Source organism: Micromonospora sp. CPCC 205546 (genome assembly GCF_036902715.1).
In the GTDB taxonomy this organism is placed as follows: domain Bacteria; phylum Actinomycetota; class Actinomycetes; order Mycobacteriales; family Micromonosporaceae; genus Micromonospora.
This window is the reverse complement of record NZ_JBAKHL010000082.1, coordinates 1-16625: the sequence shown is the minus strand read 5'-3', so window position 1 is coordinate 16625 and position 16625 is coordinate 1. Positions and strand designations below refer to the sequence as shown.

The window sequence follows — 16625 nt, the reverse complement described above, 5'->3', positions numbered from 1 at the left end:
CATGTCCACCACCACCCTCGCCGCCCGCAGCGTGCCGGAGCAGCGACGGGCCCGACGAAGCCCGGGCGGCCCCACCCTCAGCCGCCCGGGCTTCGCCTGGGCCCTGCCCGCGACCCTGTTCTTCGGGCTCTTCGCGCTCGCCCCGCTGGTTCTCGTGGTCGTGCTCAGCTTCACCAGCTGGGCGGGCCTCGGCTCGCCGGAGTTCGTCGGGCTGGACAACTGGCAGCGGCTGGCCCGCGACCCCGTCATGATCAACAGCCTGTGGCTGAGCGTCCTGCTCACCGCCCTCGGCGTGCTGGTGCAGACGCCGCTGAGCCTGCTGATCGGCGTGTGGGCGGCCGGCCCGCAGCGCAACCGGGCCGTGCTGTCCGCCATCTTCTTCCTCCCGCTGCTGCTGTCGGCGACCGCCGTGTCGGTGCTGTGGCGGGCGCTGCTCGACCCGAACTTCGGCGTGCCGGGACAGGCCCCGTGGCTGTTCGGCGACGGCAACCTCTTCGGCAGCCGCACGGGCGCCATCGCCGTGCTGGTCTTCGTCGGCAGCTGGCAGTTCATCCCGTTCCACGCGCTGATCTACCAGGGCGCGGCCCGTGCCGTACCGGCGGTGCTCTACCAGGCCGCCGAGGTCGACGGCGCCGGCCGGTGGGGACAGTTCCGCCACGTCACCCTGCCGCAGCTGCGCAACGCCATGATCACCTCGGTGGTGCTCATGGTCGTCGGCGGGCTCACCACGTTCGACACCGTGCTGATCCTCACCCAGGGCGGGCCGGGCACCGACACCACCATCACCGCCTACCACATGTACGAGCAGGCGTTCCGCAGCTTCGACTTCGGCGCCGGCGCGGCCATCGCCCTGCTGCTCGTCGTCGTCGCCACCGTCATCTCGCTGATCGTGGTCCGGGTCTCCGGCTACGACCGGATGCGCTCCACGATGGAGGGACTGTGAAGCGGCACCGTCCGAACTGGCTGGCCGGGATGGGCGCCGTGGCCTGGCTGCTCCTGGTCGGCCTGCCGATCTACGTCATGCTGGCGATCACCGTGCAGACCCGCGAGGGGTACGGCCGCAACGGCCCCATCGCCCTGCCCGACACCTTCACGCTGGACAACTACACCGGCGCCTTCGACGAGGGCTTCGGCCGCTACCTGTTCAACACCCTGGTGGTGACGGCGAGCGTGGTGGCCATCGTGCTGCTGCTCGTGCCGCCGCTGGCGTACGCCATCGTGCGCAGCCGCAGCCGGCTCACCTCCGGGGTGTTCCGGCTGTTCCTGCTGGGCCTGGCGATCCCGGCGCAGGCGGTCATCGTGCCGATCTTCTACCTGATCAGCAAGGCGGGGCTCTACGACAACCTCGTCGGCGTCATCCTGCCCACCGCCGCCTTCTCGCTGCCGGTGTGCGCGCTGATCCTCAGCGGCGTCATGCGCGACATCACCGGCGACCTCTACGAGGCGATGGCCATCGACGGCGCCAGCCCCGCGCGGGTCTTCGCGCAGCTGGTGCTGCCGCTGTCGCGCGGCGGGATCGCCACCATCGCGGTCTTCTCCGCCCTGCAGGCGTGGAACGGCTTCCTGTTCCCGCTGATCCTCACCCAGTCCGACTCCACCAAGGTGATCACCCTCGGCCTCTACAACTTCCAGACGCAGTACGGGATCAACATCCCCGGCCTGCTCGCCGCGGTCGTGCTGTCGATGGTGCCCGTCCTGCTCGTCTATCTGTTCGCCCGGCGGGCCCTGGTGCAGGGGCTGATGGGCGTCGGAGGAAAGTGACCGACAACGTGACCCTCGACATCGCCCCCGGCACCGCCGTCTGGACCGACCCGACCCTCGACCTCGCGACCCGCGTCGACGCCCTGGTCGCCGCGATGACCCTGCCGGAGAAGGTGGCCCAGCTCTACGGGGTCTGGGTCGGCGCGGCCGCCGACGGGGGAGAGGTCGCGCCGTACCAGCACGAGATGGAGGAGCCGGTCGACCTGGCGACCCTGTTGGACGTCGGCCTCGGCCAGCTCACCCGCCCGTTCGGCACCGCGCCGGTCGACCCCGCGCTCGGCGCGCTGTCGCTGCTGCGGACCCAGCAGCGCATCGCCGCCGCGAACCGGTTCGGCATCCCGGCGATGGCGCACGAGGAGTGCCTGGCCGGCTTCGCCGCCTGGGGCGCCACCGCGTACCCGGTGCCGCTGTCCTGGGGCGCCACCTTCGACCCCGAGCTGATCGGGCGGATGGCCGCCGCCATCGGCGCCGACCTGCGCCGCGTCGGCGTGCACCAGGGGCTCGCGCCGGTGCTCGACGTGGTGCGCGACGCGCGCTGGGGGCGGGTCGAGGAGACGATCGGCGAGGACCCCTACATGGTGGGCACCATCGCCACCGCGTACGTGCGGGGGCTGGAGTCCGCCGGCGTGGTGGCCACCCTGAAGCACTTCGCCGGCTACTCCGCCTCCCGGGGCGGGCGCAACCTGGCGCCGGTGGCGATGGGCCCGCGCGAGCGCGCCGACGTGATCCTCCCGCCGTTCGAGATGGCGGTACGCGAGGGCGGCGCGCGCTCGGTGATGCACGCCTACACCGACACCGACGGGATGCCCTCGGCGGCCGACGAGCAACTGCTGACCGGTCTGCTCCGCGACGCCTGGGGCTTCCCGGGCACCGTGGTGGCCGACTACTTCGGCATCGCCTTCCTGCACACCCTGCACGGGGTGGCCGGCAGCTCGGCCGAGGCGGCGGCCGAGGCCCTGGCCGCCGGCGTGGACGTCGAGCTGCCGACGGTGAAGACGTTCGGCGAGCCGCTGCGCGAGGCGCTGGCGGCCGGCGTGGTGCCGGAGGCGCTGATCGACCGGGCGGTCCGCCGGGTGCTGACGCAGAAGGCGCAGCTCGGCCTCCTCGACGCCGACTGGAGCCCGGTGCCGGCCGCGCTGGCCGGCGCCGACCTGTCCGACCCGGACGCGCTGCGCGGCACCGTCGACCTGGACCCGCCGGCCAACCGGGCGCTGGCCCGCGAGGTCGCCGAGCGTGCCGTGGTGCTGCTGGCCAACGACGGCATCCTGCCGCTCGACCGGCCGGCGCGCATCGCGCTGGTCGGGCCGCAGGCGGAGAACCCCACGGCGGTGCTCGGCTGCTACTCGTTCCCCGCCCACGTCGGCTCCCGGCACCCGGAGGTGCCCGTCGGCATCGAGCTGCCCACCCTGGCGGCGGCGCTGCGCGCCGAGTTCGCGGGCAGCGCCGTGGTCACCGTGCCCGGCGTCTCCGTCGACGGCGACGACACCGCCGGGGTGCCGGCGGCGGTCGAGGCGGCGCGGGGCGCGGACGTGGTGATCGCCGCGCTCGGCGACCGGGCGGGACTGTTCGGGCGGGGCACCAGCGGCGAGGGCTGCGACGCCGAGTCGCTGGCGCTGCCCGGGGCGCAGCAGCACCTGCTCGACGCGCTGCTGGACACGGGTACGCCCGTGGTGGTGACGCTGCTCGCCGGGCGCCCCTACGCGCTGGGCCGGGCGGTGGGCGAGGCGGCGGCGATCGTGCAGTCGTTCTTCCCGGGGGAGGAGGGCACCCCGGCCATCGCCGGCGTGCTCGCCGGCCGGGTCACCCCGCAGGGGCGGCTGCCGGTCAGCGTGCCCCGGGGGCCGGGCGCGCAGCCGACCACCTATCTGTCGGCGCGGCTGGGCCAGGCCAGCGACGTCTCCAACGTCGACCCGACGCCGGCGTACGGCTTCGGGCACGGTCTCGGCTACACCACGTTCGGCTGGTCGGACCTGGTGCTCGACGAGCCGGTCGCGGCGACCGACGGGGAGCTGCGGCTGCACTTCACGCTGCGCAACACCGGCTCCCGGTCAGGCAGCGAGGTGGTGCAGGTGTACGCGCACGACCCGGTGGCCTCGGTGGTCCAGCCCGTGCAGCGGCTGGTCGGCTACCTGCGCGTGCCGCTGGAGGCGGGCGCGGCGTGCCGGATCGACCTGGCGGTGCCGGCCGACCTGTTCTCGTTCACCGGGCGCGACGGGCGGCGCGTCGTCGAGCCGGGCGAGCTGGAGCTGCGGCTGGCGGCGTCCAGCACCGACCACCGGCTCGTGGCGGCGGTCGCGCTGCGCGGTCCGGCCCGGCAGGTCGACCACACCCGGCGGCTGCATCCCCGCTTCGCCGTCACGCCGTCGGCCGGCTGAGCGGTGGCCCTCACCGACCTGCCTGAGGAGCAGTTGCGGGCGTACCGGGGTCAGGTGGCGGAGCCGGCGGACTTCGACCGGTTCTGGGCGGACACGATCGCCGAGTCGCGGGAGTGCGGCTGGCCGGCGCGCGCCGAGCCGGTGCCCACCGGGCTGGCCACGATCGACGTGCACGACGTGACCTTCCCCGGCTTCGCCGGGCAGCCGGTGCGGGCCTGGCTGCGGCTGCCGCGTGACGCCGAGGCGCCCCTGCCCACCGTCGTGCAGTACGCCGGCTACGGCGGCGGCCGGGGCCACCCCCTGGAGAACCTGCTCTGGGCCTCGGCCGGCTTCGCGCACCTGCAGATGGACACCCGGGGGCAGGGGGCGGGCTGGGCCCGGGGCGACACCCCGGATCCGGCCGCCGCCGGCCCCGAGGCGCCCGGCGTGCTCACCCGGGGGGTGACGGACCCCCGCACGTACTACTACCGGCGGTTCCTCACCGACGCGGTGCGGGCGGTGGACGCGGCCCGGGCCCTGCCGGCGGTCGATCCGGCGCGGGTCGCGGTCCTCGGGCACAGCCAGGGCGGCGCGGCGGCCCTCGCGGCCGCCGCGCTGACGTCCGACCTGCGGGCCGTCGTGGCCGGCGTGCCGTTCCTGTGCGACGTCCCGCGCGCGATCGCGGTCACCGACGCGCGCCCCTACCGGGAGATCCGCGACTACCTGGCCGTCCACCGGCACGCCGAGGACCGGGTGCTGAGCACCCTGGCCTACGTCGACGGGGTGAACTTCGCCCGCCGGTGTCACCTGCCGGCCCGCTTCTCCGTCGCGCTGATGGACGAGATCGTGCCGCCGTCGACCGTCTTCGCGGCCGTCAACGCCTGTCCGGGGCCGACGGAGCTGTCGGTCTGGCGGTACAACGGCCACGAGGCCGGCGGAATCGACGACGACGAGGAAGCCGTGCGCTTCCTGCGCGTACACCTGTCGCCGGACCGGGCGCCCGACGGCCCGTGGCCTGGTAGACAGGGTGCGTGAGGTCCGTCCGCTTCCGCCGGCGAACCCCGCGCGTCACGGCCACCCGCGGGCGGGCCGTCGCGGCGGCGCTCGTGGTCGTGGCCCTCGCGCCCGGTTGCACCCGGCCCGCGCCGTCGCCGTCACCACCCGCCGCGCCACGCCCGTCCGCCCCGGCGACGCCACCACCGTCCGCCCCGGCGACGCCCGCGACGAAGACGTCGGCGCCGCCCCGCGCGGCGTCACCGGCGCCGCGCGGGCCGGGCCTCGTCGTGCTCACCGACGTCGACCCGCGCATCCGCACCGACATCCGGTACGCGGGCGCGCACAACTTCGTCGGGCGACCGGTCGCCGGCTACGCCGAACCGCTCTGCCTGCTCACCCGCCGGGCCGCCGAGGCGCTGCGCCGGGTGCAGGACGCCGCCCTGGCCCGGGGCCGCAGCCTGAAGGTGTACGACTGCTACCGCCCCCGCCGGGCCGCCGACGACTTCGTCGAGTGGGCCAGGCAGCCCGGCGAGCAGCGGATGAAGGCCGAGTTCTATCCCCGGGTGGCCAAGTCCGAGCTGTTCGACGAGGGCTACATCGGCGCGCCCACCGCGCACAGCCGGGGCAGCACCGTCGACCTGACCCTGGTCGACGTGCCGACGGCCACCCAGCCCCCGTACGCCCCGGGCCAGCCCCTGGTCTCCTGCACCGCCCCCCGGGGCCAGCGGTTCGCCGACGACGGCGTCGACATGGGCACCGGCTTCGACTGCTTCGACCCGCTCGCGCACACCGACTCGCCGCGGGTCACCGGCGCGGCCCGGGACAACCGGCGGCTGCTGCGGCAGCTCATGGCCGACGGCGGATTCGTCAACTACGACCGCGAGTGGTGGCACTACCGCTACCGCGACGAACCCTGGCCCGAGACGTACTTCGACCTGCCGGTGGCCCGATCCTCGGCCGGGCCGGTGGGCGGCTGACGTCGCCGTGCCGGCCAGGGGCCGTCCCGCTCACTTGAAGGCGGCGTGGCCCGTCAGCACCTGTCCGATGATCAGCTGGTGCACCTCGGAGGTGCCCTCGTAGGTGAGCACGGACTCGAGGTTGGCCGAGTGCCGGATGACCGGGTAGTCGAGGGTGATCCCGGCCGCGCCGAGGATGGCGCGGCACTCGCGGGCGATGGCGATGGACTCCCGCACGCTGTTGAGCTTGCCGAGGCTGATCTGCCGGTGGTCGAGCGTGCCGGCGTCCTTCATGGCGCCGATCTGCAACGCCAGCAGCATTCCCTTGCCCAGCTCCAGCCCCATGTCGGCGAGCTTGAGCTGGGTGGCCTGGTACGCGGCGAGCGGCTTGTCGAAGATCTGCCGGCTGCGGGCGTACGCCACCGTCGTCTCCAGGCAGTCGTGGGCCGCGCCCAGCGCCCCGAAGACGATGCCGAAGCGGGCCTCGTTGAGGCACGACAGCGGCCCGGACAGGCCGGCGGCCTCCGGCAGCATCGCGTCGGCGGGCAGCCGCACGTCGTCGAGGACGAGTTCCGAGGTCACCGAGGCGCGCAGGGAGAGCTTGCGGGTGATCTCCGGGGCGGTGAAGCCGGGGGTGCCGGCCGGGACGAGGAAGCCGCGTACGCCCTCGTCGGTGCGCGCCCACACCACGGCGACATCCGCGACGGAGCCGTTGGTGATCCACATCTTGGTGCCGTTGAGCACCCAGTCGTCCCCGTCGCGGCGGGCCCTGGTCCGCATGCCGGCCGGGTCGGAGCCGAAGTCCGGTTCGGTCAGGCCGAAGCAGCCGATCGCCTCGCCGGCGGCCATCCGGGGCAGCCACTGCTGCTTCTGCTCCTCGGAGCCGAATCGCCAGATGGCGTACATGGCGAGCGAGCCCTGCACGGAGACCAGGGAGCGCAGCCCCGAGTCGCCCGCCTCCAGCTCGAAGCAGGCCAGCCCGTACGCGACGGCGGAGGTGCCGGCGCAGCCGTAGCCCCGCAGGTGCATGCCGAGCACGCCGAGTTCCCCGAGTTCGCGGGCCAGGTCCCGGACGGGCAGCCGGCCCTCCTCGTACCAGGCGGCGATCTGCGGGCGGATCCGTCGGTCGACGAAACCACGTACGGCGGCCTGGAGGTCTCGGGTGTCGTCGTCGATCAGGGCGTCGACGCCGAAGTACGCGAGCGTGGGCACGGGGGCAGACAGGGTCACGGTTCGTTTCCTCCCAGGGCTTCCAGGTGCGTGATCACGCTACGCGCGACGGCGACGGCCATCGCGTCCAGCGCGTCGTGGGTCATCGCCGCCATGTGCGGGGTGGCGAAGACCCGCGGATGGTGCAGCAGCGGGTCGTCGGGGTGGGGCGGCTCGGGGGCGAAGACGTCCACCGCGTAGCCGCGGAGCCGTCCGGTGTCGAGGGCGGCCAGCACGGCCCTGCTGTCGACGACCCCGGCCCGCGCGGTGTTGACCAGCAGCGCGTCCGGCCGCATCCGGGTGAGCGTGGCGGCGTCGACGAGCCCGGTCGTCTGCGGGGTCTGGGGCACGTGCAGGCTCACCACGTCGGCCTCGCGCAGCAGGTCGTCCAGCGCGACGAGGCGTACCCCCGGGGGCGGGGCGGCCGTCGCCACGTCGTACCCGATGACGTTCATGCCCAGTCCCTGGGCGCGGGCCGCGACCCCCCGGCCGATCGCGCCGAGCCCGACCAGGCCCAGGGTGCGGCCGGCCAGCATGGTCCCGGTCAGCCCGGCCGCGACGACCCCGGACGGCAGCGACCGGCCGGCCGGGAAGGCGCCCCGGCTCAACGACGCGGTGGCCGACGGCGTCTGCCGGGCGAGGGTGAGCGCGGCCAGGATGACGAACTCGGCGACCGACTCGGCGTTGGCGCCGGGCGTGCTGACCACCCGGATGCCGAGACGGTCGGCCGCCGCGAGGTCGATGCCGTCGAGCCCCGCGCCGTGGCGGCCGACGACCCTGAGCCGCCGGCCGGCTTCGAGCATGCCGGCCGTCACCGGTGAGGAGCGCACCACGAGGGCGTCGGCGGTGGTCAACGGTCCGGCGGCGAGCGCCGCCGGGTCGGTGGCGTGGGCGACGTGCACCTCGCCCGCCGCCCGCAGCAGCTCCATCCCGGCGGCGGCGATCGGCTCGGTGAGCAGGATCTTCGGTGTCATGGTGTCCTCACCAGCCGGTGTAACAGGTCACCGGCACGGAGTAGAAGTCGCGCGCGTAGCCGCCCTGCTCCCGGGGACCGTGGTTGGAGGCGCCGGTGCCGCCGAAGGGCAGGTGCAGTTCGGTGCCGGCGGTGGGCAGGTTGACCGAGACGACGCCGGCGCGGGCGTCGCGCTTGAAGCGTTCCGCCGCGGACAGCGAGGTGGTCACGATGCCGGCGGAGAGCCCGTAGTCGGTGTCGCCGGCGACGCTGATCGCCTCGTCGAGGTCGCCCACCCTGATCACGCAGGAGACCGGGCCGAAGATCTCCTCCCGGGCCAGCCGCATGTCGTTGCGCGCGTCGGCGAAGAGGGTGGGTCGCATGAACTGTCCCTCGTCGGGGCGGTGCGTCCCCCCGGCGACCACCCGCGCGCCCTCGTCGCGTCCGATCCGGACGTAGTCGAGGTTCTGGGCGAGCTGTTCGGGGCTCGCCACCGGGCCCAGGTCACTGAGAGGATCGAGCGGGTCGCCGACCCGCAGCGCGCCGGCCGCCGCGGCCAGCGCCTCGACGAACCGGTCGTGGATGCCCGCCTGCACGATGAGCCGGCTCGACGCGGTGCAGCGCTGGCCGCTGCTGAAGAAGCTCCCGTCGAGGGCGCAGCGCACCGCGACCTCGAGATCGGCGTCGTCGAGCACCACGAGGGGGTTCTTGCCACCCATCTCCAACTGGAACCGCTTGTTGCCGTGGGCGAGGCACTGCCGTGCCACGTGGCCGCCGGTGCCGGTGCCTCCGGTGAAGGAGACGCCGTCGACCCCGGTCGAGGTGAGCAGCTCCTCGCCGACCACCCGGCCGGCTCCCATGACAAGGTTGAACACGCCGGGCGGCAGCCCGGACCCGGCGATGATCCGGGCGAGCTCCCCGGCGGAGGCGGTGACCAGTTCGGCCGGCTTGAGGACGACCGCGTTGCCGTAGGCGAGCGCGGGCGCGACCTTCCAGGCCGGGATGGCCAGCGGGTAGTTCCACGGCGTGATGATCCCGACCACGCCCAGCGGTCGGCGCCGGACCTCGGCGTGCACGCCGGGGCGCGTGGACGAGTAGACCTCGCCCTGCGGCTGCAGCAGCTGGTGAGCGTAGTAGCGGAAGGTCTGACCGGCCCGGGTGACCTCCCCGCGCGCCTCGCTGAGCAGCTTGCCCTCCTCCCGCGACAGCAGGACCGCGAGTTCCTCGGTCCGTCGCAGGATCGTGGTGCCGATGTGGTCCAGGACGTCCATCCGGGACCCGACGGACTGCCTGGCCCAGCCGGGCTGCGCGCGGCGGGCGGCCTCGATCGCCGCGCGGGCGGTCTCCCGGTCGGCCACGGCGTACTCGCTGACGACCTCGCCGGGCCGCGCGGGGTTGCCGTTCGGCCGGCGGTCCCCGTCGACCCACTCGCCGTCGACGAGATTGAGATGGTGTGGCACGGTCGTGGTCACCGGCCACCGACCGCGGCGGCGAGGGGGCGGTCCAGCGGGCCGGGATCCTCCGGGAAGTGGCAGGCGACCTGGTGGCCGCTGCCGGCGGCGGAGGTCAGCACCGGTTCCTGCACCGCGCAGATCTCCTGCGCCTTCCAGCACCGGGTGCGGAAGCGGCATCCACTGGGCGGGCTGAGCGGGCTCGGCACGTCCCCGGTCAGGATGACGCGCTGGCGCTCGGTCTCGATCAGCGGATCGGGAATCGGCACCGCCGACAGCAGCGCCTTGGTGTAGGGGTGCTGCGGCCGGCGGTACATGTCCTCGCACTCGCCCACCTCGACGACGGTGCCGAGGTACATCACGGCGATGCGGTCGCAGAGGTGCCGTACGACGGCCAGGTCGTGGGCGATGAACATCATCGTCAGGCCCAGTTCCTCCTGCAGTTGCTCGAGCAGGTTGACGATCTGGGCCTGGACGGAGACGTCGAGCGCGGAGACCGGCTCGTCGGCGACGATGAAGTCCGGGTTGCTGACCAGCGCCCGCGCGATGCCCACCCGTTGCCGCTGGCCACCGGAGAACTCGTGCGGATAGCGCTCGTGCCACTGTTCGCTGAGCCCCACCATCTGCATGGTCTCGACCGCCTTGGCCCGCCGCCCGGCGGCGGAGAGGTCGGCGTGCACCAGCAGCGGCTCCTCGATGAGCTCGCCGATGGTCATCCGCGGGTTCAGCGACGCGTACGGGTCCTGGAAGATCATCTGCATCCGTCGGCGCATGGCCCGCATCGGACCGCGGCCCAGGGTGGTCAGCTCGGTGCCGTCGAAGGTCACCGTCCCGGCGGCGGGCTTGAGGAGCTGGAGGATGGCGCGTCCGGTCGTGGACTTGCCGCACCCGGACTCGCCCACCACCCCGATGATCTCGCCCCGCCGGACGTCGAGGTCCACTCCGGACACGGCGCGCAGGCGGGCCGGTCGCAGCTTGCCGCGCACGGGCACCTTGAAGTCGACCGCCAGGTCGCGTACCCGCAGCAGGGTGCGCTCGGCAGCGGTGACAGGGGATTCGGTCATCAGCTCTCCTCTGTCGAGAGATAGGGGTGCCGGTCCTCGGTGGAGAGCCAGCCGCCCTCGCTTTCGGGTCGCATGCCCCAGCAGCGGGTCAGCTGGCCCCGGTCCGGCGTCTCCCACGTCGTGATGAGGTCGGGCGCGCTGCCCTGGCAGGCCTCGCGGACGTGCGCGCAGCGGGGGGCGAACCGGCAGCCGGGCGGCATCTCCGACAGCTCCGGGGGTCGGCCGGCGATCGGACGCAGCTTGCCGCCGCGCACGAGGTCCAGCCGGGGCACCGACCCCAGCAGTCCCCAGGTGTAGGGCATCTGCGGGCGGTGGAACAGGTCGACCGTCTCGGCCCGCTCCACGATCTGCCCGGCGTACATCACGTTGACCCGTTCCGCCATGCCGGCCACCACGCCGAGGTCGTGGGTGATGAGCAGGAGTGCGGTGCGGGTCTCCCGGGCAAGCTCCCGCAGCAGCTCCAGGATCTGCGCCTGGATGGTGACGTCGAGGGCGGTGGTGATCTCGTCGGCGAGGATCAGGCGGGGTTGGCAGGAGAGCGCCATCGCGATCATCACGCGTTGCCGCATGCCGCCGGAGAGTTGGTGCGGATAGGAGCTCAGCCGGGTCTCGGCGGCCGGGATGCGCACCATCTCCAGCAGCTCGACGGCCCGCGCCCGTGCCGCCCTGCGGCTCAGTCCAAGGTGCAGCTCCAGGGTCTCGGTGAGCTGTTTCCCGACGGTCAGCACCGGGTTCAGCGAGGTCATCGGATCCTGGAAGATCATCGAGATGCCCTTGCCGCGCACGGCCCGCAGCTCGCGCGGGCGCAGACGCACCAGGTCCCTTCCTTCAAACAGGACCTGTCCGCCGGTCACCTGACCGGCCGGCGGCACGATCAGGCCCATGATGGACTGCGCGGTGGCCGACTTGCCGCAGCCGGACTCGCCCACCAGCGCCACTGTCTCGCCCGCGTCGACGGTGAAGGAGACCCCGTCGACGGCCGTCACCGAACCCCGTGCCGCACGGAATTCGGTACGCAGGTCCCGCACCTCCAACAAGGCCATCGAACCCACCCCGCAGTCTCTCGTCTCAACGTCGTCATTCGTCGACCAGGAGTGTTGCACAGACGATGTTCGTCGTCTAGGCTCCCGACAGCGACGAATACCGCCACTCAGCGAAGTTGGAGCAACGTTGGCATCCAAGGGCTCGATCGAAAAAGATCGCAGCATCATCCGGGAACTCGTCCAGGACCCGCGGCAGACGAACGTGGCGCTGGCCGCCAAGGTCGGACTGTCCGAGGGGTCGGTCAGACGACGGATGGAAAGGTTGGTCGCGGACGGGCAGCTACAGTTCGCCGCGATTCCCAGCGCCGCGTTCATGGGGCGCCCGGTGCACACACTCTTCGAGATCCAGAGTGCGCCGGGGAGCACCGAACAGCTCATCGACAAGCTCGCGGGCATGCCCGAGATCGCGTACGTCTACCACGTCACCGGGCAGTTCGACGTCATCGCCGTCGGCTACTTCGCCTCCAGCAACGCCATGCGCCGGTTCTGGACGGAGCGGCTGGGTCACCTCGACGGGGTGATGGAGAGCCGCTCGGTGATGGTGCTGCGGGTCGCCAAGCGTGCGCACGAATGGGCCCGCGACATCGCTGTCACCGGTGACGAGGAGCCCGCCTGGGGCAGCGGCTCGGATCCCGGCGCGCCCGGTTCTGAAGTCTGACCAGACCGAAAGAGGCAAGACATGCTGCGCATCACGCTGATCCGCCTTGTATCGGTTATTCCGGTCCTGCTCGGGATCTCGGTGATCTCGTTCCTGGTGATCCGCATGATCCCCGGCGACGTGATCAGCTCGATCATGGGGCAGGACTTCGGCGACCCCGCGATCGAGGCGGAGATGCGCCGCTACTTCGGGCTGGACATGCCCGTCTACGAGCAGTTCGTGAGGTGGCTGGGCGCCCTGCTGCAGGGCGACCTCGGCACCTCGATGCGCACCGGCCAACCGGTGCTCGAAGAGATCATGCAGCGCTTCCCGTCCACGTTGCTGCTGGCCGTCTCGGCGCTGCTGGTCTCGATGCTCATCTCGATCCCGCTGGGTGTGCTCAGCGCCACCAAGCGTAACGGCCTGCTCGACGCCAGCACCCGGGTCGCCTCACTGATCGGGCTGTCGCTGCCGAACTTCTGGCTCGGCATCCTGTTGGTGTACATCTTCTCGGTCTCGCTGGGCTGGCTGCCCTCGCAGGGCGCCGGGGAGGGTGAGGGCTTCCTGGGCAGCCTGAAGTACCTCATCCTCCCGTCGGTGACCCTCGGCGCCAGCCTCGCCGCGATCAGCATGCGGATGACCCGCTCGAGCATGCTGGAGGTGCTCAACCAGGACTACGTCCGCACCGCTCGCGCCAAGGGGTTGGGCGAGCGTGGGGTCATGGTCCGGCACGCCCTGCGCAACTCGTTGATCCCGGTGGTCACGGTGCTGGGCATCCAGGCCGGGGCGCTGCTGGGCGGCACGGTCATCGTGGAGCAGGTCTTCGCCTGGCCGGGGCTCGGCACCATGGTCATCCGCGGGATCAGCCAGCGCGACTACCCCGTCGTCCAGGGGACGCTGCTCTTCCTGGCCTTCTTCTACGTCGTGGTCAACCTTCTCGTCGACCTGCTCTACACCTACCTGGATCCGAGGTTGCGCAGTGGTCACTGAAGCCGTCCCCGGCCGCCGCCAACGCCGCGGCAAGCAGCAGGAAGACGCCTCCCGCAAGTCGGTCGGGCGCCGTGGCGGGCATCTGCTGAGGTTGGTCACACGGGACAAGGTCGGCCTGGTCGGCCTGGTCATCGTGCTGCTGATGATCGCGGCCGCCGCGTTCGCCCCCCTGATCGCCCCCTACGACCCGACCGCGATGTCCGACCAGCGGCTCGCCCCGCCCGGCGGCGACTTCCCGCTGGGCGCCGACGAGGCCGGACGCGACCTGCTCAGCCGGGCGCTCTACGGCGCACGCACCTCGCTGACGGTGAGCCTGATCGTGGTGACCTGCGCCGGGGCCGTCGGCGTCCTGCTGGGGCTGCTCGCCGGCTTCTACCGGGGCGTGCTCGACGCGATCATCACCCCGGCGACCGACATCATGTTCTCCTTCCCCACCCTGCTGCTGGCCCTCGCGGTCGTGGCGGCCCGGGGACCGGGCACGGAGAACCTCGTCCTTGCCCTGGTCATCGTCTTCATCCCCAGCTTCGCCCGGATCGTGCGTGGCACCGCGATGTCGGTGCGCCGGGAGCCGTACGTGGAGTCGGGCCAGGCGGTCGGGCTGAGCAACACCCGGCTCATCCTCAAGTACATCCTGCCCAACTCGATCGCCCCGATCGCCGTGCAGTTCACCACGAGCATCGCCTACGCGATCCTGATCGAGGCGTCCCTGGGCTACCTCGGGCTCGGTGTGCAGCCGCCCCAGCCGTCCTGGGGGTCGATGCTCTCCAACGGCAAGTCCTTCATGGAGATGTCGGTCTGGCCGTCGGTCGTACCGGGGGTCTGCATCATGATCGCCGTTCTCGGTTTCAACCTCCTGGGCGACACCCTTCGCGACGTTCTGGACCCGCGGCTGCGGGGCCGTTCCAGTCGCTGACCCCGCAAGGAGCACAACCGCGTGGAATCCATCGACGAGCACCTGGTCCGCCGCCTCACCGAGTTCTCCGCGGGGCAGCCGCTGCCCGAGGAGACCTCCCCGGGGGTCGACATCGACCCCGACCTGCTGGTGGACTACCTCGACGCCCAGATCCAGAGCCGTCACCTGGACCTCGCGCTGCGGTGGTTGCAGACCCAGCAGGAGGGCTTCTACACGATCGGGTCGAGCGGGCACGAGAGCAACGCGGCCGTCGCGCTGGCGCTGCGCCCGACCGATCCCGCCCTGCTGCACTACCGTTCCGGCGGCTTCTACGCCGCGCGGGCCGGTCAGGTCGCCGGCTCCACGCCGATCGCTGACGTGCTGCACTCGGCGGCGGCGTCGCGGCAGGATCCGATCTCCGGTGGGCGGCACAAGGTCTTCGGCCACCGGGAGCTGAACATCATCCCGCAGACGTCGACGATCGCCTCGCACCTGCCCCGGGCCATGGGCATGGCGTTCGCGCTCGACCGGGGTGTCTCCGACACCGGATACCCGGCCGACGCCGTGGTGGTGTGCAGCTTCGGCGACGCCTCGGCCAACCACTCCACGGCGGCCGGCGCCCTCAACGCGGTGGGCTACAGCGCCCACCAGGGCCTCCCGGTGCCGCTGCTGTTCGTCTGCGAGGACAACGGCATCGGGATCAGCACCCGGTCCCCGCAGGGCTGGGTCCGGCGGATGCTGTCGGCCCTGCCCGGCATCGACTACGCGCACGCCGACGGCACCGATCCCGCCGGTCTGCTCGCCACCGCGGCCGACGTGGCGCACCAGGTGCGTACCCGGCGCCGGCCCGCCGTGCTGCACCTGAGCACCGTGCGGTTCATGGGCCACGCCGGTTCCGACGCCGAGCTGGCCTACCGCACCCGCGCGGAGATCCTCGCCGACCACGCCCGCGACCCGATCCTGGCGACCGCGGCCCTGCTCGCGCGGCGCGGGATCCTCAGCCCGGCCGAGACCCTCACCCGTTACGAGCATTCCCGCAAGCAGGTGATGGAGCAGGCCCGGCTGATGCTGGGCCGGGTCGGGCGGCTGGACGACCCGGCGGCGGTCACCGCACCGTTGACCGCCCGCCGGGTGGAGCGGGTCGGCGCCGCCGCGCGGCGCGCCGGCGCCGGGCGGGACCGGGCGTTCGGCGGCAGGCCCCCCGAGACCCGCGGCCCGCTCACCCTGGCCCAGTCGATCAACGCCGCCCTGCACGACGCGCTGCTGACCTGGCCCCAGGCCCAGGTCTTCGGCGAGGACGTGGCGCGCAAGGGCGGCGTCTACGGCGTCACCAGGGGGCTTCGGAAGGTCTTCGGGGCCAGCCGGGTCTTCGACACCCTCCTCGACGAACAGACCATCCTCGGGGTGGCCCTCGGCGGAGCCCTGGCCGGCACGCTGCCGATCCCGGAGATCCAGTACCTGGCCTACCTGCACAACGCGGAGGACCAGTTGCGCGGCGAGGCCGCGTCGCTGCGCTTCTTCTCCAACGGGCAGTACTCCAACGGCATGGTGGTGCGCATCGCCGGCCTGGCCTACCAGAAGGGGTTCGGCGGGCACTTCCACAACGACAACTCGGTGGCGGTGCTGCGGGACATCCCCGGGCTGGCCTTCGCGGTCGCCTCGCACCCGGCCACCGCCCCCGCCCTGCTGCGCCAGTGTCTCGCCCTGGCCGAGCAGGAGGGGCGGGTCTGCGTCTTCCTGGAACCGATCGCGCTCTACCACCGCCGTGACCTGCACACCGACGGCGACGGCGGCTGGCTCGCCCCCTACCCGGAGCCGGCCGACTGGGCGGCGACGGAGAACCCGCTGGGCCAGGTGCGCACGGTGTGCGAGGGCACGGACCTGGCGATGGTCACCTTCGGCAACGGCGTCCCGATGAGCCTGCGGGTGGCCGGGACGCTGGCCCGGGAACGGCAGGTCAGCACCCGGGTCATCGACCTGCAGTGGCTGTCGCCGCTGCCGGCCGTGAGCCTGCGCGCCGCGCTCGCCGGGATCTCGCGGGTCCTCGTCGTCGACGAGAGCCGCGGCAGCGGTGGGGTCTCCGAGGCGGTGGTGGCCACGCTGGTCGACGGCGGCTTCACCGGCCGGATCTCCCGCGTCAACAGCGTCGACAGCTACGTCCCCCTGGGCCCGGCGGCCGACCAGGTGCTGCTGGGCGAGGACGACGTGCTGGCGGCGGCCCGCTCGTTGCTCGGGTGATCCCGACTCCGACGGCAGGACGCCGGCGGGCCACCCCATGACCGGGGGGGCCGCCGACGTGTCTGCGGGCGCGTACGGGGTG

Annotated in this window: 14 protein-coding genes; 9 read left to right on the top strand and 5 right to left on the bottom strand. The window is 72.8% G+C overall.

Annotated features, from left to right (window positions below; all coding sequences use genetic code 11):
- Position 1 precedes the first annotated feature (1 nt).
- From V6U77_RS26270 to V6U77_RS26250, 5 genes are read left to right on the top strand one after another with little or no spacing between them, the layout of a single operon-like run.
- Positions 2-943, top strand: a complete 942-nt coding sequence (locus tag V6U77_RS26270; protein WP_334609398.1) for a carbohydrate ABC transporter permease — start codon at positions 2-4, stop codon at positions 941-943.
- On the top strand, positions 940-1761 hold the full coding sequence (locus tag V6U77_RS26265; protein WP_334609397.1) for a carbohydrate ABC transporter permease: 822 nt from the start codon (positions 940-942) through the stop codon (positions 1759-1761). Before V6U77_RS26270 ends, V6U77_RS26265 begins: the two co-directional genes overlap by 4 nt.
- Entirely contained in the window at positions 1758-4136 is a 2379-nt protein-coding gene (locus V6U77_RS26260) for a beta-glucosidase family protein (RefSeq protein ID WP_334609396.1), read from the top strand. The genes V6U77_RS26265 and V6U77_RS26260 overlap by 4 nt, the downstream gene beginning before the upstream one ends.
- Positions 4137-4139: 3 nt before the next feature.
- On the top strand, positions 4140-5150 hold the full coding sequence (locus V6U77_RS26255) for an acetylxylan esterase (protein ID WP_334609395.1): 1011 nt from the start codon (positions 4140-4142) through the stop codon (positions 5148-5150).
- Positions 5147-6088, top strand: a complete 942-nt coding sequence (locus V6U77_RS26250; protein WP_334609394.1) for a M15 family metallopeptidase — start codon at positions 5147-5149, stop codon at positions 6086-6088. Before V6U77_RS26255 ends, V6U77_RS26250 begins: the two co-directional genes overlap by 4 nt.
- A 30-nt stretch (positions 6089-6118) precedes the next feature.
- On the opposite strand, the gene V6U77_RS26245 is transcribed toward V6U77_RS26250, so the two are convergent.
- The 5 genes from V6U77_RS26245 to V6U77_RS26225 are packed head-to-tail and all read right to left on the bottom strand — an operon-like array spanning position 6119 to position 11786.
- Positions 6119-7246 carry an acyl-CoA dehydrogenase family protein gene (locus V6U77_RS26245; RefSeq protein ID WP_442934516.1) on the bottom strand — a complete coding sequence of 376 codons (1128 nt, stop codon included), beginning with the start codon at positions 7244-7246 and terminating at the stop codon, positions 6119-6121.
- 47 nt (positions 7247-7293) lie between these two features.
- Entirely contained in the window at positions 7294-8250 is a 957-nt protein-coding gene (locus tag V6U77_RS26240) for a hydroxyacid dehydrogenase (RefSeq protein WP_334609392.1), read from the bottom strand.
- 7 nt (positions 8251-8257) lie between these two features.
- Positions 8258-9700, bottom strand: a complete 1443-nt coding sequence (locus tag V6U77_RS26235; RefSeq protein ID WP_334609391.1) for an aldehyde dehydrogenase family protein — start codon at positions 9698-9700, stop codon at positions 8258-8260.
- Entirely contained in the window at positions 9697-10743 is a 1047-nt protein-coding gene (locus V6U77_RS26230; protein WP_334609390.1) for an ABC transporter ATP-binding protein, read from the bottom strand. Before V6U77_RS26230 ends, V6U77_RS26235 begins: the two co-directional genes overlap by 4 nt.
- Entirely contained in the window at positions 10743-11786 is a 1044-nt protein-coding gene (locus V6U77_RS26225; protein ID WP_334609389.1) for an ABC transporter ATP-binding protein, read from the bottom strand. The genes V6U77_RS26230 and V6U77_RS26225 overlap by 1 nt, the downstream gene beginning before the upstream one ends.
- A gap of 127 nt (positions 11787-11913) precedes the next feature.
- Here V6U77_RS26225 and V6U77_RS26220 point away from each other — a divergent pair, with 127 nt between their 5' ends.
- From V6U77_RS26220 to V6U77_RS26205, 4 genes are all read left to right on the top strand, one after another.
- Positions 11914-12444, top strand: coding sequence for an Lrp/AsnC family transcriptional regulator (locus V6U77_RS26220; RefSeq protein ID WP_334609388.1), 531 nt, complete (start codon positions 11914-11916; stop codon positions 12442-12444).
- Positions 12445-12465: 21 nt separating this feature from the next.
- A complete protein-coding gene (nikB, locus tag V6U77_RS26215; RefSeq protein ID WP_334609387.1) occupies positions 12466-13413 on the top strand; it encodes a nickel ABC transporter permease in 948 nt (315 codons plus the stop codon).
- Positions 13403-14326 carry an ABC transporter permease gene (locus V6U77_RS26210; protein WP_334609386.1) on the top strand — a complete coding sequence of 308 codons (924 nt, stop codon included), beginning with the start codon at positions 13403-13405 and terminating at the stop codon, positions 14324-14326. Before nikB ends, V6U77_RS26210 begins: the two co-directional genes overlap by 11 nt.
- 81 nt (positions 14327-14407) lie before the next feature.
- Positions 14408-16543: a thiamine pyrophosphate-dependent enzyme gene (locus V6U77_RS26205; RefSeq protein ID WP_334609407.1), complete on the top strand. Its 2136-nt coding sequence runs from the start codon at positions 14408-14410 to the stop codon at positions 16541-16543.
- The last annotated feature ends 82 nt before the right edge of the window (positions 16544-16625 follow it).